The sequence below is a fragment of the Agromyces sp. Root81 genome (genome assembly GCF_001429165.1).
In the GTDB taxonomy this organism is placed as follows: domain Bacteria; phylum Actinomycetota; class Actinomycetes; order Actinomycetales; family Microbacteriaceae; genus Agromyces.
This window is the reverse complement of the sequence record NZ_LMIR01000002.1, coordinates 1,757,776-1,780,785: the sequence shown is the minus strand read 5'-3', so window position 1 is coordinate 1,780,785 and position 23,010 is coordinate 1,757,776. Positions and strand designations below refer to the sequence as shown.

Genomic DNA, 23,010 nt, shown 5'->3' with positions numbered 1-23,010 from the left:
GACGACATCCGGGCCCCCGACGTTCGATACACTCCACGCGTGGAGAGCCCGACAGCTGCCGTGGCGACCGTCGCAGCGCGCGCGATCGCCGAAGTGCTCGGCGTCGAGCCCGCCGGCGTCGACCCGGTGATCCGGGAATCGCGCTTCGCGGACCTGCAGAGCAACGCCGCCCTGTCGCTCGGCCCCGCGCGCGGACTGCGCCCACGCGACCTCGCACAGCAGGTCGTCGACCGGATCCCGACCGACGGCCCGATCGCGCGCGCCGAAGTGACCGGGCCCGGGTACGTGAACCTCGAGCTCTCGACCGACTGGATCGCGGAGCAGCTCTCCTCGCTCGCCGTCGTGGAGCGACACGACGCAACGGGTCGACGCGTCGTGATCGACTACTCCTCGCCGAACGTGGCCAAGGAGATGCACGTCGGCCATCTTCGGACGACCGTCGTCGGCGACGCGCTTGCGCGCATGCTGGAGTGGAACGGGCACACGGTCGTCCGCCAGAACCACATCGGCGACTGGGGCACCCCGTTCGGCATGCTCATCGAGCACTCGCTCGACCTCGGACCGGGGCCGGCGGAGCTCGATCGGATGGCCGACGCCCCCAACGCCTTCTACCGGGCGGCGCGCGCGAAGTTCGACGCGTCACCCGCGTTCGCCGAGCGCGCTCGCCGGCGCGTGGTGCTCCTCCAGGCGGGCGATGCCGCGACGCTCGAACGGTGGACCGATCTCGTCGACGCGTCGAAGGCCTACTTCCGGAGGGTGTACGGCAGCCTCGACGTGTCCCTGACCGATGAGGACCTGGCCGGAGAGAGCTCCTACAACGACGAGCTCGCCGACATCTGCGCCGAACTCGAAGCGCTCGGCCTCGCCCGCGTCAGCGATGGCGCCCTGTGCGCCTTCCCCCAGGGATTCACCGGTCGCGACGGCGCCCCGGCCCCGCTGATCATCCGGAAGGGCGACGGCGGATACGGCTACGCCACGACCGACCTGGCGACCATCCGATATCGCGCGACGGTGCTGAAAGCGGATCAGGCGGTCTACGTGATCGGCGAACCCCAGGCGACGCACCTCGAGATGGTCTGGGCCGTCGCCCGTGAAGCCGGCTGGCTCCCGCCGACGACCGAGACCGTCCACGTGAAGATCGGGAACGTCGTGGGCGCCGACAACAAGCTGCTCCGCACCCGGAGCGGCGACGGCGTCACCCTGGCGAGCCTGATCGACGAGGCCTACCGCCGAGCGGCGGCGGCCACGGATCGCGAGCGCGCGATCGAGGACGACGACGAGCGCGAACGCGCGGCCCGTGCGGTCGCGATCGGCGCGATCAAGTACGCCGACCTCTCGGTGCCGCACGACACCGGCTACATGTTCGACCTCGACCGGATGCTCGCCCCGGTCGGGAACACGGGTCCGTACCTGCAATACGCGGTGACCCGCGTCCGCTCCGTCTTCTCGCACCCGGCGTCGAAGGGTCACGATCCGAACGCGGCGATCACCCTCGACACCCCCGAAGCACGCGAGCTGGCGCTGCAGCTGCTCGACTTCGACGCCACCGCACGAGCGGCGGGCGAGTCCTTCGAACCCCACCGGCTCTGCGCTCTGCTCTACCAGGTCGCGAAGCGATTCGCAGCGTTCTACGACGCCGTCCCGATCCTCCGCGCGGAGGCGGCCGATCGCGACGCGCGGCTCCGCCTCTGCCGCCAGACCGAGGCCGTGCTCGTGCGTGGCCTCGACCTGCTGGGCATCGGCGCGCCGCTCCGAATGTGACTCCGCCCCGCCGAGCCGGGTGTCGTCACTTCGACGTCGTGGGAATCAGCGCGTCGCCGGCCGGTCGGGCCGGCTGCACCTCGCCGCGCAGCACGACCGTGCGCGCCTGCTGATCGTCGCCCGAGATGCGCTCGAGCAGCATCTTCGCCGCGGTCACGCCCATGTGCCTCGCCGGCAGCTTCACCAGGGTGACCGCGCTCGGCGACAGGGTGGTGAACGGCAGCGAGCCGACGACCGCGACCCCGAGCTTGGGCGGGGTGAGGCCGTGCTCGGTCAGCACCTGGATGGCGCCGACACCGAGGAGGTTGTTGGCCGCGACCACCGCGTCGGGCGGCTCGGGAAGCGCGAGCAGCGCCTCCATCGACTCGCGCCCGCCGTCGACGCGGAAGGTCGAGTACCGCAGCAGCTCGTCGGCGTCGACCTCGGGGAACCGCCGCGCCATGACCGCGCGCCAGCCCTCCGCGCGCTCGGCCGCCGTCTCGATGTGCTGGGGGCCGGTGATGCACGCGATGCGCCGGTATCCGGCCTGCGCGAGGTGCTCGGTCGCCGCCTGGCCCGACGTTCGATTGGCCATGATCACGCCGTCGATGTCGTAGCCCGTGCTCCGGTCGACCGCGACGACCGGCCGGCCCGCGGCGCGGATGTCGTCGAGATTGGTCTGATCGGATGCCGCGGCGAGGATCACACCCGCCATGTGCTCGGATATCGCGATCTGGAGGTAGGTGGCCTCCTTCTCGACCTGCGAGTCGGTGTTGCACAGCACGACGGAGAATCCGGCGCTCTGCGCGACGTCTTCGACCCCCCGTGCAAGCTCGGTGAAGTACGGGTTCTCGATGTCGGGGATGACGAGGGCGATGACCTCGGACTCCTGCTTGCGGAGCGTGCGGGCGGTGCGATTGGGCGTGAACCTGAGCGCTCGCGCGGCGTCCCGCACCGCGGCCGACTTCTCGTCGGAGACCGCCACTCCGTTGAACACGCGCGAAACCGTCGCCGGGGAGACCCCGGCGAGTTTCGCCACCTCGTAGATCGTCGCCATGCGCCCTGCCCTGCGCCGGCTCGCGTTGACATGCCGGTGAGCCAACCCTACAGTGTTGAAATCGATTCCAGCAGCGCGGGTACCCTGCCGCGCCGACACGAGGAAGTGGCAGATCGTGAACGCCCCTCACCCCCAGAGTCCCGATCTCTCATCGATCTCGGCGCTGCGACGCCTGCAGACCCGATCGATCTCACCTGAGAACTTCGACGGTGCGGTCGGCGGCGGCGGCCGAGCGACCGAGGGCACCGGGGCATCCTGCGCCCGCGATCTCGGCCCCGGCTGGAAGATCTCGCCGAGCGTCGACATCAAGGCGGGTGACACCCTCGACCTCGCGACGATCGACGGCCCCGGCAGGATCACGCACATCTGGATCACGACCCACACCGACAACTGGCGCACGCTCGTGCTGCGCGCCTACTGGGACGGCGCGGAGGAGCCCGCGGTCGAGGTGCCGTACGGCGACTTCTTCTGCAACGGCTGGGGCGTGTTCGCGCAGGTCAACTCGCAGGCGATCGCCGCGAACCCGCACGGCGGATTCAACTCGTACTGGCCGATGCCGTTCAAGACCGGCGCCCGACTCACGATCGAGAACACCTCGGTCGTCGACGTGCGCGTGTACTACCAGGTGACCTACGAGATCGGCGGGGACTACTCGGCCGACGGCTACTTCCACGCGCAGTGGCGCCGGTCGAACCCGCTCGAGGAGCTCGTACCGCACACGATCCTCGAGGGCATCGAGGGGCAGGGCCAGTACGTCGGCACCTACCTCGCGTGGGGCGTGAACTCCAATGGCTGGTGGGGCGAGGGCGAGATCAAGTTCTACCTCGACGACGACACCGACCACCCGACGATCTGCGGCACCGGCACCGAGGACTACTTCGGCGGCGCCTGGAACTTCGACATCCCCGGTCAGGGCTACACCGAGTTCTCGACCCCGTACCTCGGCATGCCGCAGGTGATCCGCCCCGACGGCCTCTACGTCAGCCAGCAGCGCTTCGGCATGTATCGCTGGCACCTGCTCGATCCGATCTTCTTCGCGACCGGCATCCCCAAGGTCGACATCCAGGCGCTCGGCTGGCGCAGCGGATGGCGCTACCTGCCGCTCCGCGACGACATCGCCTCGACGGCCCTGTTCTATCTCGACCGCCCCACTGCGCGCCGCCCGAAGTCGCCGACCGCCGACGACATGGAGGTCCACTTGGGTACCGCGCCGGTGCCCGACATCGGCGCCACGCCGCCGCGGGCGCCGCAGGACTAAGGTTCGGCCCGCGGGAAGAGGGAGACGAATGCTGTTCTCATTGACCGGCGCCAGTGGGGCGGGAAAATCGACGGTACTTGCCCATCTCGAGACCGTCGACTGGGGGACGCCGGTCCACTGCGTGGAGTTCGATTCGATCGGCGTACCCGACGACGCAGACACCGCTTGGCGACACGGCGCCATCGAGCACTGGGCCCAGCAGGCACTGGCAGCCCAGGCGGACGGCGCGCACGTGCTGCTGTGCGGACAGGTGCCGATGGGCGAGCTCCTCGCGGCACCATCGGCCGATCGACTCGAGGGCATCGCCGTGTGCCTGCTGCACTGCTCACCCGAGGTGCGCAGCGAACGGTTGCTGCAGCGCGGCGAGGACCCCGGGGCGATCATGCACCACAACCGGTTCGGCGATTGGTTCCGTGCGCACACGATCGATCCCACCCACGCGCCCGAGGTGATTCGCGTGTCCAGCGATGTGCCCATGCAGTGGTCGAGATGGGCCGACGCCCGCCCCGGAGATCCGCAATGGCGTGCCGAGATCGTCGACACCGACTCGCTCACTCCCGCCCAGACGGCTCGGCTCGTCGAAGCGTGGGTGCGGGGCGAACTCGAGAGTCGGCGCCATGCTGCTTCGGGCATCGCAGGACTGACGTGATCGACGGCATCGCGACGGCGCTCACCGGCGTCACTCTCCGGCCGATGCGGCCGAGCGAAGCCGCCGACCTCGGTCGCGTCATCCGCGAGAATCGTGCGCACCTGACGCGCAACGGCGACTACGGCGACCTGGTGGAGATGACCGACGCGGAACTGGCGGCGATGCTCGAGCGGGCCGAGGTCGCCGAGCACTACTTCGGTGTGTTCGACGGCCGCATACTGCAGGGGATCGTGAGCCTGGTACCGGTCGACCCCCCGCGTTACGGCTCCGGGTACTGGCTCGCCGAGGCCGCAACCGGGAGAGGCATCGCGACCGAGGCCATGCGCTCATTGTTGGAGCATGCCCGTATGACACTCGGCGCGACAGATGTCTTCGCCGGAGTCACCCACGGCAATACTCCGAGCATCCGCCTGCTCGAACGCCTCGGCTTCCAGGAGAGCGAGCGGTTCGAGAGCTACACGCGGTTCCATCTGGCGTTCGGTTCTGGGGCGCCAACCCGGGGCTGAACTCCCACCACGATGTGTGCGCCCGGCCGGCCGCCGGGGCCAAGGATCGGCCCCGGCAGCGATATCTCGGCGTCAGCGGTTGGACACCGCCGGTTCCTCGATGCCGTCGTCGCGCTGCAGGCTCCCGCATGCCGCCGCGGGCCTGACGAGGCCAGCAGGTGAGGGGGCGAGGCGCGGAGCGCGTCGCCCCCTCCGTGCTCAAGCGGGCTGGTCGACCCACTGCACGAGCTGCCAGATGAGCCCGTTCGGATCGGCGAACTGGCAGAAGCGCTCACCCCACGGCTCGGTCTCCGGAGGCGTCACGACTCGGGCACCGGCCGCCTCGATGCGCGCGAACTCGCCGTCGAGGTCGTCGACGACGAAGACGAGCAGCAGCCCCTGCCCCGCTGAGCCTGCGATCTCGCTCGGCTTGAAGGTGGACAGGCCCGTGGCCAGGAAGATCAGGTTCGTGTTCGAGTCGGGATGCCGGAGCGACACGAACCCGTCGGCCGCCATGGCCGCTTCGTAACCGAAGAAGGTCTCGGCGAAGCCCGCCGAGGCGCCGACGTCGGCGACGTTCAGCGAGAGGGCGGTCTGGGTGATGTTCATCGAATCTCCTGTCAGTAAACCCTGTACGACGTACAGTACGGTCTACAACGTACAATGTTGTGGAAGTATTCCGAGGAAGGCCCCGCGATGCCCAGACCCCTGGTCGACCTGCTGTGGCGCGACAGCCCGAGTGCGCCCACCGGCGGCAGCCGCGGCCCCAGGGCGCGCTACTCGACCGGCGACGTCGTCGCACGCGCGATCGCCCTCGCCGACGAGGGCGGCCTCGCCGCCGTCACCGTGCGCGCGCTCGCGCAGTCGCTCGAGATGACGGCGATGTCGGTGTACACCCACGTCAACAGCCGCGACGACCTGCTCGTGCTGATGACCGACCACGCGCACGCGCGGATGACGCCGACGCCGTTCGGGCGGGCAGCGTGGCGCACCCGGGTACGCCGGGTCGCCGACGACAACCTCGCGCTCCTGCGCGCCCACCCCTGGCTGCTCGACGTCGCCGACCCGCGCACCGCCCTCGGCCCCGGGACGATCGCGAAGTACGACCACGAGCTGCGCGCCTTCGACGGCACCTCGATCGGCGACATCCATCGCGATGCGGCGCTGACCTTCGTGCTCGACTTCGTGCGGTCGTCGGCCTCGAGAATCGTGACGCGGCCCGCGACCGGCGACTTCGGACAGCTCTGGGAGGAGTCGGTCGCGAGCCTGGCCCGCTACGTGGGCGACGACTTCGCACTCGCGCAGCGGGTCGGTCGCGCGGCCGGGGAGGCGATGGGCGGCCCGCACGATGCCGAGCGGGCATGGGAGTACGGTCTGGACCGGGTCATCTCCGGACTCGACGACGCGACCGGCGGCTGATCGCGAACCGTCTCGAGCCCGAACTCGCCCTCCGCGACCTCGTTCTCCCTCGACCGGCCGACGGTGGGCGATCGCAGCGGCGTCAGTCGACCCCCTGCGAACTCCCGCCGTCGGCGCTCCACGCCCGCCACAGATCGGCATAGCTGCCGCCACGCGCGAGCAGTTCCTCGTGGGTTCCGAGTTCGACGAGCTGGCCCGCGTCGATCACCGCGATGCGATCGGCGTCGTACGCCGTGGCGAGACGGTGGGCGATCGCGATCACGGTCCGGCCCTCCATCACCGCGGCGAGCGCGGCCTCGAGATCGCGCGCGGCCGTCGGGTCGATGGCCGAGGTCGCTTCGTCGAGGATCAGCGTGTGCGGGTCGGCCAGCACGACCCGCGCGAGAGCGAGCTGCTGCTCCTGGGCGCCGGTCAACGAGTGCCCGCCCGAGCCGACCGCCGTGTCCCGCCCGTCAGGCAGTCGATCGATCCAGTCCGCCGCACCGGTGGCCTGCAGGGCCTGCAGCACCTCGTCGTCGCTCGCGTCGGTCTGGGCGAGACGGACGTTGTCGAGCACGCTGGCGGCGAAGATGTGGCTCTCCTGCGTCACGAGCAGCACTTCGCGGCGACGGCGCTCGAGCGGGACCTCCCGCACGTCGACACCACCGATCATCGCGCGACCCTCGGTGGGATCATCGATTCCGGCGAGCAGTCGAGCGAGCGTCGACTTGCCGGCACCGGATGCCCCGACGATGGCGAGCCGCTCGCCCGGGACGATGCGCAGCGAGACGCCGTGCAGCACCTCGTGGCCCGTGCGGTAGGCGAATCGCACGTCGCGCAGCTCGACGTCGGTCGACGACGGCAGCGCATCACCGCCCGCCTGCTCGCGCACCTCGCCGACGCCGAGGATGCGGGCGAACGAGACGAGGCCCTTCTGCAACTCGTCGGTCCACCCGATCAGCGCCTCGAGCGGGGCGACCAGTGCCGCGGCGTAGAGCGTGACGGTGACCACCGTGCCGATCGAGACCTGGCCCTGAATCGACAGCCATCCGCCCCAGGCGAGCGATGCGAACACCGGGATCGCGAAGGCGAGGTTCGACCACGGCAGCACGACCATGCGCAGCTGGATGCGCCCGACGGCGGTGACCCAGTGGCGCGCGAGCACGTCGTCGATCGACCGGTTGCGCACGTCGGCGAGGTTCAGCGCCTCCACGGTGCGGGCGCCGTTCGCCGTCTCGGTGAGCGACGCGAAGAGCGGGCCGTAGCTGGCTCCCAGACGTTCGTACACGCCGACCGCGCGCCTCATGTACCACCGCATGACCACGACGAGGAGCGGCACCGCCAAGAGGTAGGCCGGGGCGATCAGCGGCGACGTCAGCGCGGCGGCGGCGAGCGTGAGGATCACCGTGACCGCCGCGATGAGGGACTCCGGAAGCGCCCGTCGCACTGTCTCGGAGACGGAGCTGATGTCCTGGGTCGTGCGCGTGACGAGTTCGCCGGTGCCGGCCGACTCGACGAGCCCCATCGGAACCTGCAGCACATCGGACATGAACTGATCGCGCAGGTGGGTGAAGACGTCTTCGCCGAGTACCAGGGCCGACCGGATGGCGAACATCACGAGCACGGCCTGCACCAGCACGAACGCCAGCATCGAGGCACCGTACAGGGATGCCTCGGCGGGCCCCGCCCCCGCCGTGAGCTGGTCGACGAGCACGCCGACCAGACGCGGCGGTGCGAGTCCGGCGAGCGCGGATGCCCCGAACAGCGCGATGACCACGACGAATCGGCCCCGATGCGTGCGCCAGATGCCCCGGAGCTCAGCGCGGACTCGCTCGCGTCCGGCGTCGGGAAGGATGGGCCCGGTCATGACACTCCTTCCGCCCGCAGCACGACGCCGCGGTAGTCGGCCTCGAGCTGCAGCAGTTCCTCATGGGCTCCCTCGGCGACCACCGCGCCGGCGTCGTCGATCAACGCCACCCGGTCGCTCACCCCGAGCACCAGCGGGCTCGTACTGACCATCACCGTCGCCCGTCCCCGCCGGTAGGCCCGCAGCCCGGCGGCCATTCGCTCCTCGGTCGACGCGTCGACCGAGGACGTCGGCTCGTGCAGCACGAGCAGCTGCGGCTCGCTGAGCAGGCTTCGCGCGGCACCCAGTCGTTGCCGCTGCCCGCCGGAGAACTCGACGCCGCGCTCGCCCACGATCACGTCGAGCCCGCCGTCGACCGCGTCGACGATGTCGGTCGCGTCCACCGCGGCGACCGCGCGCAGGATGGTCTCGTCGTCACGGCGGCCCCGCGGATCGAGCAGCTCCCGCAGCGTGCCGCTGAACAGGAACGGAACCGGATCCGAGACCACGATCCGCTCGCGGACCTCGTCGATCGGGAGCTCGGCGAGGTCCTGCCCCTGCAGGCGCACGACGGCATCGGGGTCGTCGGGCACCATGCGCCCGATCCGGTCGACGAGCGCGCGCGCCTGAGCGGCGTCGCGCACGGCGACGCCGAGCAGCTCGCCCTCGCGCACGCGCAGGCCGCTGCGTTCATCGAGCAGATCCCAGTCGAGGGTCGAATCCTCGCCGCCGTCGTGCTGCGCCCCCTTCTGGGCGGTCTCCCGCGCCGCGGGGACCCCGCCCGCGTCGTCTCCGGCCTCCCTGGGCCACAGCGGAGCCACCTCGAGCAGCCCGGTGATCTGCCGCGCTGCGATGAGTGCTCGCACCGCGACCGTGACGGACTGGTTGAGCAGCGTCACGGGGAGCACCATGAAACCGGCGTACCCGTAGAACGACACCAGCTCACCCACGGTCAGCTCGCCCTGGGTCACGAGCACCGCGCCGATCCAGGTGAGCCCGACGACGAGCGTGCCGGCGATCAGCACCTTGAGCGCCTCGGCGATCGACATCGGCCTCGCGACCTTCTTGCCGGCATCGCGGGCCGAGGCCGACCGCTCGCGGAACCGGGCGAGGAACCACTCCTCGCCGCCGATGCCGCGAAGCACCCGCAGCCCACGTGCACTGTCCGTGGCGACGGTGTTCATTTCCGACGTGGCGTCGCGTGCTTCGATCTGGCGTGCGCGCAGCGATCGCACGAGCAGGAACAGGAGCGCCGAGAACGCCGGCACTCCCACGATGACGAGTCCGCCCAGCAGGAGGGAATCACGCAGGAGGATCACGGCGACGGTCGCGAACGAGATGAGCGCCGACACCAGCGATCCCACGTTGATCGCGACGAAGCTCAGCGCCCAGACATCCGAGGACGCCATGGTGACGACCGCGCCGGGGTGCAGGTCGCGCTCGGCGGCGACGGTCACGCGAGACGAAGCGCGGGCGATGATCTGGTCCACACGCGACCACGATCGCTCGAAGTTCACCGATCCGGCGCGGTCGCGCAGGCCCTGGATCAAGGAGTGCTGCAGCTGCAGCAGCACGACGACGCCGAGCCACCGGAGGAAGGCGGCGTAGTCGCCGGCGACGAGCCCCTCATCGATCGCCCGGCCGATGGCCCACGGCGTCAAAGCGAGTCCCAGCAGCCAGATGATGTCGCAGACGGTGCCCTGCACCACCGTGGTCCACTGCTGACGGACGAGCCACCGCAGGAACCCCCACGGCGTCACCTCGCGCGGCGGCGCGGCGAACGGCTCGGGAAGAGCGCGCATCGCTCACCTCGTTCCGGTCGGACTCCTCGTGCGCGACCCAGCGAGCACGGCACCGTCCACCCGAGACGAGCCTTTCAGGCTAGGGGGTGTGATATCGATTTCGCAAGGGTCGATCTCAAGCACCGCCCGCCGCCGTCCGGCCGGCCTCAGGGTCGGTCGGGCTTGCCCGGGCGCTCGGGCTTGCCGGGCTTGTCGGGGAACTCGGGGCGCGGCGGCCGCGGGTCGTAGTGCACCGCCGAGAGGCTGAGCAGGCAGCCCGCGCACGAGGTCAGGATCGCCCGCTCGGCCTCGGCGGTCGTCGTGACGACGAGCTCCGAGTCGCCGCGGGACGCGTCGCGCCGCACGGTCGCGGCGAAACCGAGGTCGAGCGTCTCGCCGGGCTCGATCTCGCCCGACCAGCGCAGCGTCGAGCCGTCGAGCACGGGCTCGCCGATCGAGGAGCGCACCGACGCGGCATCCAGCGTCGCGTCGTCGACGAGGCCGGCGAGGTCGACCGCGAGGGCGACCGCCTCGGGGCTCGCGCTGTCGGTCGACGCCTGAACCTCGAACGTCACGACGTCGTCGCGCACCACCTCGGAGCCCGCCACCGGGTCGGAGGAGGCGGTGACCGTCAGTGCCGGCAGCTGCTCCCTCGCCTTCACGAGGGAGAGGTCGTCGATCTGCACCCAGCGGTCGCCGTTCAGGTTCGTGCCGACGAAGGCCTGCACGGCCGTGCGGTCGCCGCTGTGGAAGGTCACCGAGTACCGCGTGTACGCGCCGACCGATTCGAAGGATGCCTCGGCGAGCGTCGAGCCTCCGGCGCCGAGTTCGCGCACCCCGATCGAACCGGGAGCGGGAGCACCACCGGTCACCACGAAGCCGGTGAAGGTGTAGGTGGTATTCGGCTCGACCGCGACATCCTGGTGGATGTCGATCCATCCGGCGTTGTGGCGCATCCAGCCCTGCTTGGTGCCGCCGTTCGCCCACGCATGGTTGACGTCGATGCCGCAGTTCCCCGTACATGCCCACGGCGCCGGCATTGCACCGTCGACGGCCCGCTCGAACCCGGGGTCCTCGATGAGGTTGGGGTTCACGACGGCGCCGGTCTCGTCGATCTCCGCGCGCATCAGGTAGACGTTGTAGGGCTCCCACTGGGACAGCGCGAAGTACAGCTCGCCGCCGTCCGACCACGGGTGCAGGTACCCGCCGTACAGGCCCGGGTAGTCGGCGAAGCTCGCCAGCCGCTGCGCCTCGCCCCACGGCCCCTCGGCAGCGGGTGCGGTGCGCAGCACGAGATCGAGGTCCTCGTTCAGGTAGGTCATCAGCCAGCCGCCCGTGTGCTCGCTGTACTGCACCGAGAGCTCGGCGGCGTTCGGCGGCACGATCGGTGCTGCGACGGTGTCGTCGCCCACCACCCAGCTCGAACCGTTCCAGTACGAATAGGCCGACTTGTCGAGAACGGATGCCTCGGGCACGCGCGCGACGTGCACCGCCCCGAATCGGCCGTTGGGTGTTCCGAACATGTAGACGAAGCCGTCGTGGCGCTCGAACGCGACCATCTGGAACGGGTGCCGGCCGTCGGCGGAGTTCGCCCATTCGGGCCCGTCGGTCGAGTTCCACGTCTCGCCGTTGTCGTCGGAGTAGGCGATGCGGCTGAAGTTCGTGTCCCATGCGCCCGGTGCGCCCCACTGGCGCACCGACATGAACGCGAGGTACTGCCGGTCGCCCACGGCGATGCCCGCCGTTGGGATCGTCGTCATCTCCTGGCCGTTGATCTTCAGCGACGGGATGATCTCGCCCGCGTGGCCGGGGGCGTCCTCGACCGCCGAGTCGAAGGTCATGCCGTCGGCGAGGTCGGCGTCGCTGCTGCGCAGCAGCACGTTCGAACGCCAGTCGCCGCCACCGCCGCCGGGCCCGTTCCAGTCGCCGAACGTGTCGCCGAACGCGGTGAGGATCTCGCCGGAACCGTTGTCCCACATGATGCCGAGGTCGGTGCCGGTCACCGCCCACCGGGTGTCGGTCGCGCTCAGCGACTTCGGTCCCGTCATCTTGCTGACGAGCACCGCCGGCGAATGGTCGACGGATGGCTCGGCGGTCGCGCTCTCCGCGGAGGCGAGCGGTGCCGCGGCCGCGCTGATCGGCGCGATCACGCCGACGACGAGGGCACCGACGGCGGCGAGGATGGCGGAGGTCCTTCGTACGGGTTGCATCGTTGCATCTCCCTGTCGGTGGAGGTTCGCGAGGTTGCGTGCTACTTCATTCCGGCGAGCCGCACGCCGTTGACGATGTATCGCTGGAAGATCAGGACGAGAAGGATCGTCGGCAGGGCTGCGAGCGTGGATCCGGCCATCAGGAGGCCCCACTCGTTCCCGCGTTCCGAGCGGAAGCCCGCGATGTACTGCATGATCTGCTGCAGGCCGGGGTCCTGAATCGTCAGGATCGGCCAGACGTACGCATTCCAGTACGCGAGGAACGAGCCGACCCCGACGACGACGAACACTCCCTGCGACTGCGGGAGGAAGATCGACCAGAAGATGCGCCAGCGGCCTGCGCCGTCGATCAGGGCCGCCTCCTCGATGGCGAGCGGGGTGTTCAGGTAGAACTGCCGGATGAAGAACATCTGCACGGCCGAGGCCGCCCCGGGGATGATCAGGACGGCGAGGGTGTTGAGCATTCCGAGGTTCGACACCACGACGTAGGAGGTCAACAGGATCGCCATGCCGGGGATGAACATCGGAGTGATGCAGTAGACCCACCAGAACCGCTTCCCCCGGAAGTCGAGGCGAGCGAACGCGTACGCGGCGATCGAGTTCACGACGAGACTGAGCAGCGTGAACAGGAGGGCGCCCGCGAAGGTCAGCGCCATCGACTGAAGGAACGCGGGATCCTGCAGGATCGCAGCGTAGTTCTGCCACAGCCAGACGTCGGGGAAGAACTGGAACGGAGTCCGCAGCACTTCGCTCCGGCCCTTGAATCCCGAGATGAGCATCCACGCGAGCGGAAGCGTGGTGCTGACGACGATGAGCGCAGCGAGGGCGTAGGTGGCGACGCGTCGCCCGAGAGAAGCCTTCATTTCGAGATTCCTATGCGTCGATCGCTTTGTCGGAACGGATGAGGCGGAAGATCAGCATGCTGATGCCGCCGAGGACGAAGAAGAGGATGAGCGCCGCCGTCAGCGAGAAGCTCGTGGCGTACGGAGTGGGGTCCTTGAACTGGTTGAAGATGAACAGATTGGGGGTCATCGTCGAGTTCGTCGGACCGCCCTGCGTCATGACGAGCGGAAGCTCGAACTGCTGCATGCCCGCGATCGTCGCCGTGACCACCAGGTACAGGAGCACGTTCTTCATGAGCGGGATCGTGATGAACCACGTGCGCTGGAAGAAGTTCGCACCCTCCAGCTGGGCGGCCTCGTAGTAGCTCTGCGGGATGTCGTACATGCCGGCGAGCATGATGAGCGTGGTGATTCCGAAGGCGAGCCAGATGCCCGGTACCGAGATCGCGGGCAGTGCGAGCTCGGGGTCGGAGAGGAACGCGAACGGGCCGAGGCCGACGAACCCGATCAGCCAGTTGATGAGGCCGCCGTCGGCGCGGTACATGAAGACGAACACCACCGACGTGATCACCGCGGAGACCACGGTCGGAACGTACACCGTCGTCTTCAGCAGTCCGGCGACCTTGCGTCCGACGGTCCGGATGAAGCTGGCGACCAGGAACGCGATGATCATGATGGCGGGGACGGTGTAGAGCACGTAGGTGGCTCCGATGCCGATGGAATGCCAGAAGTCGGGGTCTTCGAGGACGTACCCGTAGAACTGCAGTCCGACGAACAACGGCTCCTCGTAGAAGCTGATCTCGAATGTCGACAGGTAGAACGAGTACAACAGCGGCCACCAGACGAAGATGCCGAGCAGCACCACCATCGGGGCGATCATCACGTATGCGGTGCGGTTGTCCATCACGTGCGTGCTCAGACGCCCGACTCCGCGCCGGCGTTTGGGCGCTGGGGCCGTGGTCTCCGGCTCCAGGGCGACACTCGCGGCGGTCGCGAGGCGGTTGGTGGACTGCGGCGACATGGTCATCGCTGTTCTCCTTCGGGATCGGTCGGGACTGAACGTCGGGCGGGTGCCGCCTGGCAGCACCCGCCCCACGTGACGAATCAGTCGCTGCCGGTGCCGGCCAACTTCTGCTTCTTGATCACATCCTCGATCGCCGCCTGGGCTTCGCTCATCGCGGCGGGGATGTCACCGCCCCGCATTGCCTTCTCGAGGCTCGTCGCAAAGGCGAGGCTGACGTCCCACGGGTAGGACGGCTCCGCCTTGGCGTAGGGCACGATGTCCTCGGTGATCGTCGCGAGGAACGGGTCGTCTGCCGCCTCGGGAGTCGCCGCGAGCGCTTCGGTGACAGAGACGCGCGCCGGGTACTTCGAGAAGCCGGTCGCCGTGAAGAAGTCGACGAGCCGATCCGTGTCGTCGGCGAGGAGCCACTGGACGAACTCCGCGGATTCGTCCTGCACCTTCGACTTGGCATCGACGGTCAGCGTCCATCCGCCGAGCGTCGACGTCGGCGACGTGGGGTCGCCGTCGGACGAGGGGAAGGCGGCCACAGCCGTGTTCTCCCACACGCCGGCCCAGTCCGGGTTCGCCGAGAGCTGGCCGAGCGCCCACGATCCGCATGCGCTCATGGCCACTTTGCCTTCACCGAAGAACGAGCAGTCGGCGTACGGATATGTCGCCTCCTGCGGCATCAGCTTCTCCGTGTAGAGGGTCTGGTAGAACTTCGCGAGGTCCTCGTAGGCGGGATCGTCTGCAGAGGCCTCCGACCAGTCGCCGCGCAGCGGGAAATCGCCCGCAACGTTGTACTGGAGACCCCAGCTCGACCATCCGAGGTCTGGCGCGGTCTGACCGATGTTCATGCCGTAGACGTCGCCCGTCGTGAGCGTTCGCGCATCATCCAGGAGTTCGTCCCACGTCGTCGGCGGCGCATCGATGCCGGCCGCCGCGAGGAGATCGGTGCGGTAGAACAGCACCGTCGAGGGTTCGACGAGCAGCGGGTACCCGTAGACGCCGTCGTCGACCGTGACGAACGGCGCGATGTTCTCGGCGATGTCGTCGAAGGCGTCTGCGTCCATCAGTTCGCTGAGGTCGGCGATCTGACCGCTGGCCTGCATGGGCTTGATGTTCCCGTAGCTCGTGGTCTTCACGTCGGGCGCCTTGCCTGCGGCCTGCGCGGCCTTGAGCTTCTGGTCCCAGGTGTCGGCAGGGACCACCAGGAGCTCGACCTCGACCTCGTCCTGGCTCTCATTGAACTCGGCGACCTGCGCCTTGAACCAGTCCTGCTGGTAGTCCTCGAACTTCTGCTGCCAGAAGACGACCTTGGACTTGCCGTCTTCGGTCGTGCCACTGCTCGCAGGCGTACAGCCGGCGAGCATGACCCCGACCGCTGCGGCCGCGATGCCGACGGTGGCGAGCCTGGTGATTCTCTTGTGCATTCGTCCCTCCTCAGGAACTCGACTCATCGGTGAGTCGTTGCTGTGGCCGGTCAGGGAGCCCGGTCCGGTTCGATCAGACCGGCGCGCCGCCGCTGCGGATCGCCTCTGATCTCGTCTCGGCGTCAGCGTACGCGAAATCGATTTCATGTGCAAGGGTTCGCGACGCCGGCCGAAGAGGATGTCGCCGCTCATTCCGAGCGCTCCAGGTCGACCGAGAACCAGAACACGTTGTACGGACCCCAGAGCGACAGCGTGAAGTAGACACGCCTGCCACCCTCGCCGACGTACCGCGGATTCATGTACGGCGAGTAGAGGCCCGGGTAGTCGGCGGCGGAGACCATCTCGATGGGCTCGCCCCACGGCCCCCACGGTGTGATGCCCTCGCGCATGTAGGCGTTGCCGTCATCGGAGTAGGTCATGAGCCACCGGTCGAGGTAGTCCGACCACATGACCGAGAGCTCGCCGATCGTGCCGTCGACGATCGTCGTCGCGCCGGCCATGTCGCTGCTCCACTCGGGGGCGCCGTCAGCGGCCGTGCCGGTGAAGTACGTGTACGCCGACGCATCCTCGACCGCATCGACCGTCGCCGGCACCCGCATGAGCTGCACTCCCCCGAATCGCCCGGACGGAATCGACCAGAAGTAGACGTAGTCGGTGCCGTCCTCCTCGACGGCCGCGGTCGCCACTTGAATGAAGTTCGAGTCGCCGGGCCACTTCGGGCTCTCGAGCGCCTCCCATGTGAGCCCCTCGTCCGTCGACTTCGCGAGACCCGCGAAGTTCGCGTCCCACGCGCCGGGTTCGCCCCAGAACTTCACCGACATGTAGGAGATGTAGAGCGTGTCACCGATCGCGAAGCCATAGGTCGGGATCTTCGTCACCTCGCCGGTTCCGTCGTTCGCGTCGTGCTCCCCTTCGACGAGCGCCCCCGCCCAACCGAGCTCGTCGGCGGGCGCCCAGCCGTCGAAGGTGAGCCCGTCGCTCGGGTCGTCGTCGGTCGTCCACGCCGAGACGTTCGAGCGCCAGTTGCCGCCCTGCCCGCCGTATGCGTCGGGAGCACGGTCGCCGAAGGTGTCGCCGAAGATCAGGAAGGTCTTGTCGCCCAGGTTCACCATCGAGCCGAGGTCGGTGCCCGCGACGGCGGCGGATTCCGTGTCGTTGATCGCGCCGGGGCCGGTGAGCTTCGCGATCTCGGTCAGGTTGCCCACCCCCTCGAGCACGAAGGGCTTGTCGGCGTCCTGGTCGACGCTCACCGGGCCCGCTCCGGCCCCGCCGCCGAGGCAGGCCCCGAGTGCGAGAACGACGGATGCCCCGAGCGCGAGGCTCCACGGGATTCGACTGGTGCTGGCATGGCGCATGATCCTCCTCGATCGTCACCGACACGATACGACGACGGGACGGATTTTGAAACCGATTTCAGGATTCGGAGGGATCCACACAGGTAATTAGCAAGGCTAATTTGTTACACTAAGCAATATGACGGATGACTCGCGCCCTGCCCCGGTCGCACGAGTCACCCCTGAAACACCCGGACGCGCGCCATCCGCTCGACGTCGGACCATCGCCGAGCAGAGCACCGAACTGCGCATCGCGATCATGCGCCTCTCCCGCCGCCTCAGGCAGGAGCGCACCGAGACCGAGCTCAGCGGCTCGCAGTTCTCGACGCTCGGCTGGATCTCGACCGAGGGGCCGCTCACCATCGGCCGTCTAGCAGAACTCGAACACGTCACCGCCCCGTCGATGAACCGCACCGTCAACTGCCTCGTCGAGTCCGGCTACGCCACCCGCGCGGCCTCCCCCGACGACGGCCGCAAGGTCATCGTCTCCGCCACAACGGCCGGCGAGTCGATCGTGCTCGAGACCCGCCGGCGACGCGACGCCTGGCTCGCCAAGCGCTTCGCCACCCTCACCCCAGCCGAACGCGAGACGCTCGCCGAGGCGACGACCATCCTCAGGAGGCTCATCACCCAGTGAGTGCCATGTTCCGCTCCCTCGCCCACCGCAACTATCGAATCTGGTTCATCGGCGCCCTCGTCTCCAACGTCGGCGCCTGGATGCAGGCCACCGCCCAGAACTGGGTGGTGCTCACCGAACTCACCGACAACGACGCCTTCGCCGTCGGCATCACCATGGCGCTGCAGTTCGCCCCGCAGCTGCTGCTCGTGCCGATCACCGGCCTCATCGCCGATCGCTTCGACCGCCGCAAGATCCTCATGGTGACGCAGACCGCGCTCATGCTGCTCGGACTCGCCCTCGGCCTCCTGCTCGTCTTCGGCCAGGCCGAACTCTGGCACCTCTACCTCTTCGCGCTCGCACTCGGGCTCGTGAACGCCATCGACAACCCCGCGCGGCAGACCTTCGTCTCCGACCTCGTCTCGAACTCCGACATGTCGAACGCGGTCGCCCTGAACTCGGCGTCCTTCAACACCGCTCGCATGATCGGCCCCGCCGTCGCCGGCTTCCTCATCGTGCTGGTCGGCTCGGGTTGGGTCTTCGTCATCAACGCGTTCACGTTCCTCGCGGTGCTCGGCGCGCTCTCGATGCTGAAGGGACGACAGCTGAAGCGCACCCCGCGTGCGCCTCGCGCCAAGGGCCAGTTCGTCGCCGGCTTCCGCTACGTGGCCGGGCGGCCCGACCTCGTCGTCGTCTTCGTGATGGTCTTCCTCATCGGCGCGTTCGGCATGAACTTCCCGATCTTCTCGTCGACGATGGCGGTCGAGTTCGGCCGCGGCGCCGGCGAGTACGGACTGCTCTCCTCGATCCTCGCGATCGGCTCGCTGACCGGCGCGCTCCTCGCCGCGCGGCGCGAGCGCGCCCGCATCCGGGTGATCATCCTGGCCTGCGCGTTCCTCGGCTTCGCGACGCTCACCGCCGCGCTCATGCCCACCTACTGGACGTTCGCCGCCGCCACGATCCTCATCGGACTCGGCGCGGTGACGATCCTCACGACCGCGAACGGCTACGTGCAGACCACCACGAAGCCCGAGCTGCGAGGCCGGGTGATGGCGCTGTACATGGCGATCCTCGCCGGCGGCACGCCCATCGGCGCGCCGATCGTTGGTGCCGTCGCCGACGGCATGGGTCCCCGCTGGGCGCTCGGGCTCGCGGCGATCGCCGCGACGGTGGCCGCGCTCATCGGCCTCGGCTGGCTCGTGATCTCACGGGGAATGCGGCTGGCGCGGCATCCGCGGTACGCCTGGCGACCGGTCGTATCGTTCTCGGATGCCCCGACCGCTGCGATCGCGGCAGTGACCACGCAGGCCGTTCCGACCATCGGGGTCGATCAGCTCGAGCGCGAACTCGAGCGGGAGTTCGGCCGGGATCGAGACACCGATCGCAAGCGCGCGGCCGAGCGCGAACGCGGGTCGGACGCCGACCGCGAGCTCGTGCCGCACGTGCCGAACGACCGGCTCGTGCCCGCCGACTTCTCGGCGGAGGTGGCGCTCACCTCGCCGATCCGCCTGCCGAAGCCGCGCACCTAGCGTCGCTCCCCTGCTCGGCTCGTCGACATGACACGTGTTGTCGGTTCACAGGACGCCGAACCGACAACAAGCGTCACCTCGATGGCGAAGACGAGAAGCGTGGAGGCGAGAAGCAGCGAGCCCGAACGCGCAGCGAGTCAGATCACGCCGAGGGCGAGCATCGCGTCGGCGACCCGCGTGAATCCGGCGATGTTCGCGCCGACCACGTAGTCGCCCGGCACGCCGTACTCGTCGGCGGTCGCCGCGGTGCGCTCGTGGATGCCCGCCATGATCTCCGACAGGCGCTCCTCGGTGTGCTCGAAGCCCCACGAGTCGCGCGATGCGTTCTGCTGCATCTCGAGCGCGGAGGTCGCGACGCCGCCGGCGTTCGCGGCCTTGCCCGGGCCGAAGAGCACGCCGGCCTCGCGCAGCACGCGGATCGCGCCCGGCGTCGTGGGCATGTTCGCGCCCTCGGCGACGGCGACGACGCCCGAGGCGACGAGCTTCACGGCCTGCGCCTCGGAGATCTCGTTCTGCGTCGCGCACGGCAGCGCGACGTCGATGCGATCGTCGCTCTCGATGTCCCAGACGGATGCCCCTGGCAGGAACTTCACCCGCCCGCCGCGCTCCTCGGCGTACACCGAGATGCGCTCGCGGCGCCGTTCCTTGATGTCGCGCAGCAGCGCGAGGTCGATGCCGTCGGGGTCGTGGATCGCGCCCGAGGAGTCGGAGGCGCCGACGACGATGCCGCCGAGCGCGTGCACCTTCTCGATCGCGTAGACGGCGACGTTGCCCGAACCCGACACGAGCACGCGGGCGCCGTCGAACGAGCGGCCGCGGGTCGCGAGCATGTGCTCGGTGAAGAACACGGCGCCGTAGCCGGTGGCCTCTGTGCGTACGAGCGAGCCGCCCCACGTCACGCCCTTGCCGGTGAGCACGCCTGACTCGTAGCGGTTGGTGATGCGCTTGTACTGGCCGAAGAGGTAGCCGATCTCACGTGCACCGACGCCGATGTCACCGGCCGGGACATCCGTGTACTCGCCGATGTGGCGGTAGGCCTCGGTCATGAACGACTGGCAGAACCGCATGATCTCGCCGTCGGAGCGGCCCTTCGGGTCGAAGTCGCTGCCGCCCTTGCCGCCGCCGATGGGCATGCCGGTGAGCGCGTTCTTGAAGACCTGCTCGAAGCCGAGGAACTTCACGGTGCCGAGCAGCACGGTCGGGTGGAAGCGGAGCCCGCCCTTGTACGGGCCGAGCGCCGAGTTGAACTGCACGCGGAATCCGCGGTTGATGCGCACCTGGCCGGCGTCGTCGACCCACGGCACCCGGAAGATGATCTGCCGCTCGGGCTCGCAGATGCGCTCGAGGATCGAGGCCTGCACGTACTGCGGGTTCTTCTCGAGCACCCGCCCGAGCGAGTCGAAGACCTCGCGCACCGCCTGGTGGAACTCCACCTCTCCGGGGTTGCGCCGCAGCGTGTCGGCGTAGATGTCTTCGATGGTGGTGCGGTTCAGCAACGCGCGCCCTTCTGTCGAACGGATGCCACGTGGTGCATGTCGCGCGCGGCGATTCCACACTACCCAGTGCTGAGGAAGCCTCTCGACGAGACCGCCTCCCTGCCTGCAAACTCCGTGCGAGCACCGCCGAACGGCAGGCGTGGCTCCTCGACTACGACCGCGCCGAGTCCCCTGCGAGGACTCGGCGCTGCTGCGGCGTGAGCGCAGCCTCGAGCTGGGACGCAGTGAGCGGTGCGCCCCCGCGCGCGAGCGCCTTCAACGTCTCTGCGAGCCCCGGCTCCACGGCCGGCCCCGGTCCGCCGGCCATCTGACGACTGAGTCGTTCGAAGAACTCGGCAGCTTCCTCGAACCGCCTCCGAACGCGACTGGATTCCGGGTACCGTCCGGCCAGCTCAGCTGCGCCGATCGCCCACAGCTCGTTCGCGCGGCGACTCGCCGCCCACGACTGCTCCCAGATGTCGTCGCCCAGGCCGTAGCGTTCACGCCTGGTGCCGGCGTCGACATCGCGCTGCACGAGTCCGCCCGCCTCGAGGAACCCGACGGCCTTCGAGATGGACGCCGCGCTCACGCCGAGCCCGGCCACGAGGTCGCGCGCCGTGAGGTTCGACGACTCGGTCGTGTAGAGGGCGACGAGCACCCGCGACGCCGTGCGCGGCAGCCCGGTCGCGACGAGGAGGTCGGTGAACGCATCGAGTTCGGGTTGCAACGCCGACACCTCGGATGCCTCCGCGACATCCGCCCGGTCGACCCCGTGACGCCTCGCCCGATCGTGCGTCGCAGTCTGCGCATGCTCCGCGCGATAGCCGCGAGCGCCGCCGTTGCGCACGACCTCCCTCGTCACGGTCGACGTGGGTCGCTCGATCTGCCTCGCGATCTGCGCATACCCGAGATCTTCGGCGATTCCGGCCTCGATGGCCCGACGTTCGTCGAGCGTGAGCCGCCCTCCGGGCATGCCGTCTCCGATCGTTCGTTCAGCTTCAGGTCATTGCAACGCTACCAGACAAGCGATGCATTCAGCTTCACACTCATTGCAACAATCGCCATGAAACCAGCGCGAATGAGGGACATCTTGTTGCAAGCACACTGAATGCAACGTAGCGTTCGGTTGGCACGAAAAGCAAAGGAGACCACTATGGCGACCGCTTCACCTTCCACCTCGGTCACCTCGACCGCATCCCCCGACCGCGTCCGCGCCGTCGCACCCGACGTCGCGCGCGGCGTCATGCTCCTCCTGATCGCCCTCGCGCACGCCCCGGCCTTCGTCGCCGACTGGGGCACCGACTGGCTCGACCAGTCGGCCGAGTTCATCAGGGCACTGGTCGCCGAGAACCAGGCGCGATCGATGTTCATCTTCCTGTTCGGCTACGGCCTCGGGCAGTTCGCTGCGAGTCGGGCAGCGTCGGGTGAGGGATGGGGAGGCATCCGTGGCGTGCTGCATCGTCGCGGCCTGGTGTTCCTCGTCATCGGCCTGCTGAACACCGCGCTCCTGGTGCCAATCGACATCATCGCGGTCTACGGGATCGCCTTGCTGGGCTTCGCCTGGCTCGTCCGCTCGAGCGACCGCGTGCTGCTCTGGAGCGCCGCCGTCGCACTGCCGTTCGCCATCACGCTCATCGCCTGGCAGACCGAGCGCGCCCTCGCCGCCCAAGCGCTGGGCGCTCCAGAGACCATGGTCCCCTACATGGCGACGGACTACCTCGCACACGTCGTCTCGCAGCTGGCGACCTGGCTTCCCGAGACGATCCTGGCCGTGCCGATGGTCGTACCCGGCATGGCGCTGGGCATCTGGTGCGCGAGGCGACGCATTCTCGACGAGCCCGCGCGCCACGTGCGCACGCTGCGGATCGCGACCATCGTGCTGCTCGGCGCCGCCCTGGTCATGCGCCTTCCCGAGGCCCTGGCCTTCGCCGGCGTCTGGTCGGTCGCATCGCCGGGGGCGCTGTGGGGGCTCGCCGTCGCCCACACCATCGGCGGGTACGCCGGCGGCATCGGCCTCGCCTGCGCCGTCGGACTCTTCGTCGTACATGCCGGATCCCGCCCTGGGCGCATCACGACTGCGCTCGCGGCCCTCGGCCAGCGTTCGCTCACCTTCTACCTCGCGCAGTCGGCGGTGTGGCTGGCGCTCTTCTACCCGTTCACCCTCGACCTGGCCGACGACGTGGGCTTCGCCGGAGCCTGCCTGATCGCGGTCGTCGTCTGGGTGCTCTCGGTCCTCGCAGCAGACCTCCTGCGCCGCCGCGGCCTCCGCGGCCCGATGGAGTGGCTCACTCGCCGGCTCACGGCGACGCCCTGGCGGCGCAGCGCCCGCGAGCGGGCCGCCCGTCTGGGATGAT

19 protein-coding genes are annotated in these 23,010 nt (G+C 69.1%); 8 read left to right on the top strand and 11 right to left on the bottom strand.

All coding sequences use genetic code 11. The features are described from left to right. The first annotated feature begins 39 nt into the window (after positions 1-39). The gene (argS, locus tag ASE14_RS13470) at positions 40-1,761 is read left to right on the top strand and encodes an arginine--tRNA ligase (protein ID WP_056656416.1); all 1,722 of its coding nucleotides are present in this window, start codon (positions 40-42) and stop codon (positions 1,759-1,761) included. 25 nt (positions 1,762-1,786) lie between these two features. Here the strand turns inward: argS and ASE14_RS13465 are convergent, their stop codons facing one another. Continuing rightward, positions 1,787-2,797, bottom strand: a complete 1,011-nt coding sequence (locus ASE14_RS13465) for a LacI family DNA-binding transcriptional regulator (protein WP_056655361.1) — start codon at positions 2,795-2,797, stop codon at positions 1,787-1,789. A gap of 115 nt (positions 2,798-2,912) precedes the next feature. Here ASE14_RS13465 and ASE14_RS13460 point away from each other — a divergent pair, with 115 nt between their 5' ends. The 3 genes from ASE14_RS13460 to ASE14_RS13450 all read left to right on the top strand — a co-directional run bounded on the left by ASE14_RS13460 (position 2,913) and on the right by ASE14_RS13450 (position 5,210). Beyond that, a complete protein-coding gene (locus tag ASE14_RS13460) occupies positions 2,913-4,055 on the top strand; it encodes a glycoside hydrolase family 172 protein (RefSeq protein WP_082600679.1) in 1,143 nt (380 codons plus the stop codon). Between the two features lie 121 nt (positions 4,056-4,176). Continuing rightward, positions 4,177-4,704 (top strand): hypothetical protein, encoded by a 528-nt coding sequence (locus tag ASE14_RS20820; protein WP_056655357.1) that lies wholly within the window; start codon positions 4,177-4,179, stop codon positions 4,702-4,704. Beyond that, on the top strand, positions 4,701-5,210 hold the full coding sequence (locus tag ASE14_RS13450; RefSeq protein WP_056655354.1) for a GNAT family N-acetyltransferase: 510 nt from the start codon (positions 4,701-4,703) through the stop codon (positions 5,208-5,210). The genes ASE14_RS20820 and ASE14_RS13450 overlap by 4 nt, the downstream gene beginning before the upstream one ends. 198 nt (positions 5,211-5,408) lie before the next feature. On the opposite strand, the gene ASE14_RS13445 is transcribed toward ASE14_RS13450, so the two are convergent. After that, positions 5,409-5,798 (bottom strand): VOC family protein, encoded by a 390-nt coding sequence (locus ASE14_RS13445; protein WP_056655351.1) that lies wholly within the window; start codon positions 5,796-5,798, stop codon positions 5,409-5,411. 87 nt (positions 5,799-5,885) lie between these two features. Between ASE14_RS13445 and ASE14_RS13440 the strand changes: the two genes are divergently transcribed. After that, positions 5,886-6,608, top strand: coding sequence for a TetR/AcrR family transcriptional regulator (locus ASE14_RS13440; protein WP_056656410.1), 723 nt, complete (start codon positions 5,886-5,888; stop codon positions 6,606-6,608). Between the two features lie 82 nt (positions 6,609-6,690). On the opposite strand, the gene ASE14_RS13435 is transcribed toward ASE14_RS13440, so the two are convergent. The 7 genes from ASE14_RS13435 to ASE14_RS13405 all read right to left on the bottom strand — a co-directional run bounded on the left by ASE14_RS13435 (position 6,691) and on the right by ASE14_RS13405 (position 17,057). Then, a complete protein-coding gene (locus ASE14_RS13435) occupies positions 6,691-8,454 on the bottom strand; it encodes an ABC transporter ATP-binding protein (protein WP_056655349.1) in 1,764 nt (587 codons plus the stop codon). After that, positions 8,451-10,235 (bottom strand): ABC transporter ATP-binding protein, encoded by a 1,785-nt coding sequence (locus ASE14_RS13430; protein ID WP_056655346.1) that lies wholly within the window; start codon positions 10,233-10,235, stop codon positions 8,451-8,453. Before ASE14_RS13430 ends, ASE14_RS13435 begins: the two co-directional genes overlap by 4 nt. 146 nt (positions 10,236-10,381) lie before the next feature. Next, a complete protein-coding gene (locus ASE14_RS13425; protein ID WP_056655343.1) occupies positions 10,382-12,424 on the bottom strand; it encodes a DUF4185 domain-containing protein in 2,043 nt (680 codons plus the stop codon). A gap of 41 nt (positions 12,425-12,465) precedes the next feature. After that, the gene (locus ASE14_RS13420; protein ID WP_056655341.1) at positions 12,466-13,287 is read right to left on the bottom strand and encodes a carbohydrate ABC transporter permease; all 822 of its coding nucleotides are present in this window, start codon (positions 13,285-13,287) and stop codon (positions 12,466-12,468) included. A gap of 10 nt (positions 13,288-13,297) precedes the next feature. After that, entirely contained in the window at positions 13,298-14,293 is a 996-nt protein-coding gene (locus ASE14_RS13415; protein WP_056655338.1) for a carbohydrate ABC transporter permease, read from the bottom strand. Between the two features lie 77 nt (positions 14,294-14,370). After that, positions 14,371-15,702 carry an ABC transporter substrate-binding protein gene (locus ASE14_RS13410; RefSeq protein ID WP_056655335.1) on the bottom strand — a complete coding sequence of 444 codons (1,332 nt, stop codon included), beginning with the start codon at positions 15,700-15,702 and terminating at the stop codon, positions 14,371-14,373. Between the two features lie 188 nt (positions 15,703-15,890). Continuing rightward, positions 15,891-17,057 (bottom strand): DUF4185 domain-containing protein, encoded by a 1,167-nt coding sequence (locus ASE14_RS13405; protein WP_056655333.1) that lies wholly within the window; start codon positions 17,055-17,057, stop codon positions 15,891-15,893. A 118-nt stretch (positions 17,058-17,175) separates the two neighbouring features. Here ASE14_RS13405 and ASE14_RS13400 point away from each other — a divergent pair, with 118 nt between their 5' ends. After that, the gene (locus ASE14_RS13400) at positions 17,176-17,673 is read left to right on the top strand and encodes a MarR family winged helix-turn-helix transcriptional regulator (RefSeq protein ID WP_082600677.1); all 498 of its coding nucleotides are present in this window, start codon (positions 17,176-17,178) and stop codon (positions 17,671-17,673) included. A gap of 5 nt (positions 17,674-17,678) precedes the next feature. Next, positions 17,679-19,181: an MFS transporter gene (locus tag ASE14_RS13395; RefSeq protein WP_082600676.1), complete on the top strand. Its 1,503-nt coding sequence runs from the start codon at positions 17,679-17,681 to the stop codon at positions 19,179-19,181. Positions 19,182-19,318: 137 nt separating this feature from the next. Here the strand turns inward: ASE14_RS13395 and gdhA are convergent, their stop codons facing one another. Beyond that, positions 19,319-20,677, bottom strand: a complete 1,359-nt coding sequence (gdhA, locus tag ASE14_RS13390; protein ID WP_157372981.1) for an NADP-specific glutamate dehydrogenase — start codon at positions 20,675-20,677, stop codon at positions 19,319-19,321. A gap of 151 nt (positions 20,678-20,828) precedes the next feature. After that, positions 20,829-21,629, bottom strand: coding sequence for a helix-turn-helix domain-containing protein (locus ASE14_RS13385; RefSeq protein WP_056655330.1), 801 nt, complete (start codon positions 21,627-21,629; stop codon positions 20,829-20,831). A 180-nt stretch (positions 21,630-21,809) separates the two neighbouring features. On the opposite strand from ASE14_RS13385, the gene ASE14_RS13380 reads away from it, so the two are divergent. Beyond that, positions 21,810-23,009 (top strand): DUF418 domain-containing protein, encoded by a 1,200-nt coding sequence (locus ASE14_RS13380; RefSeq protein ID WP_056655328.1) that lies wholly within the window; start codon positions 21,810-21,812, stop codon positions 23,007-23,009. The last annotated feature ends 1 nt before the right edge of the window (position 23,010 follow it).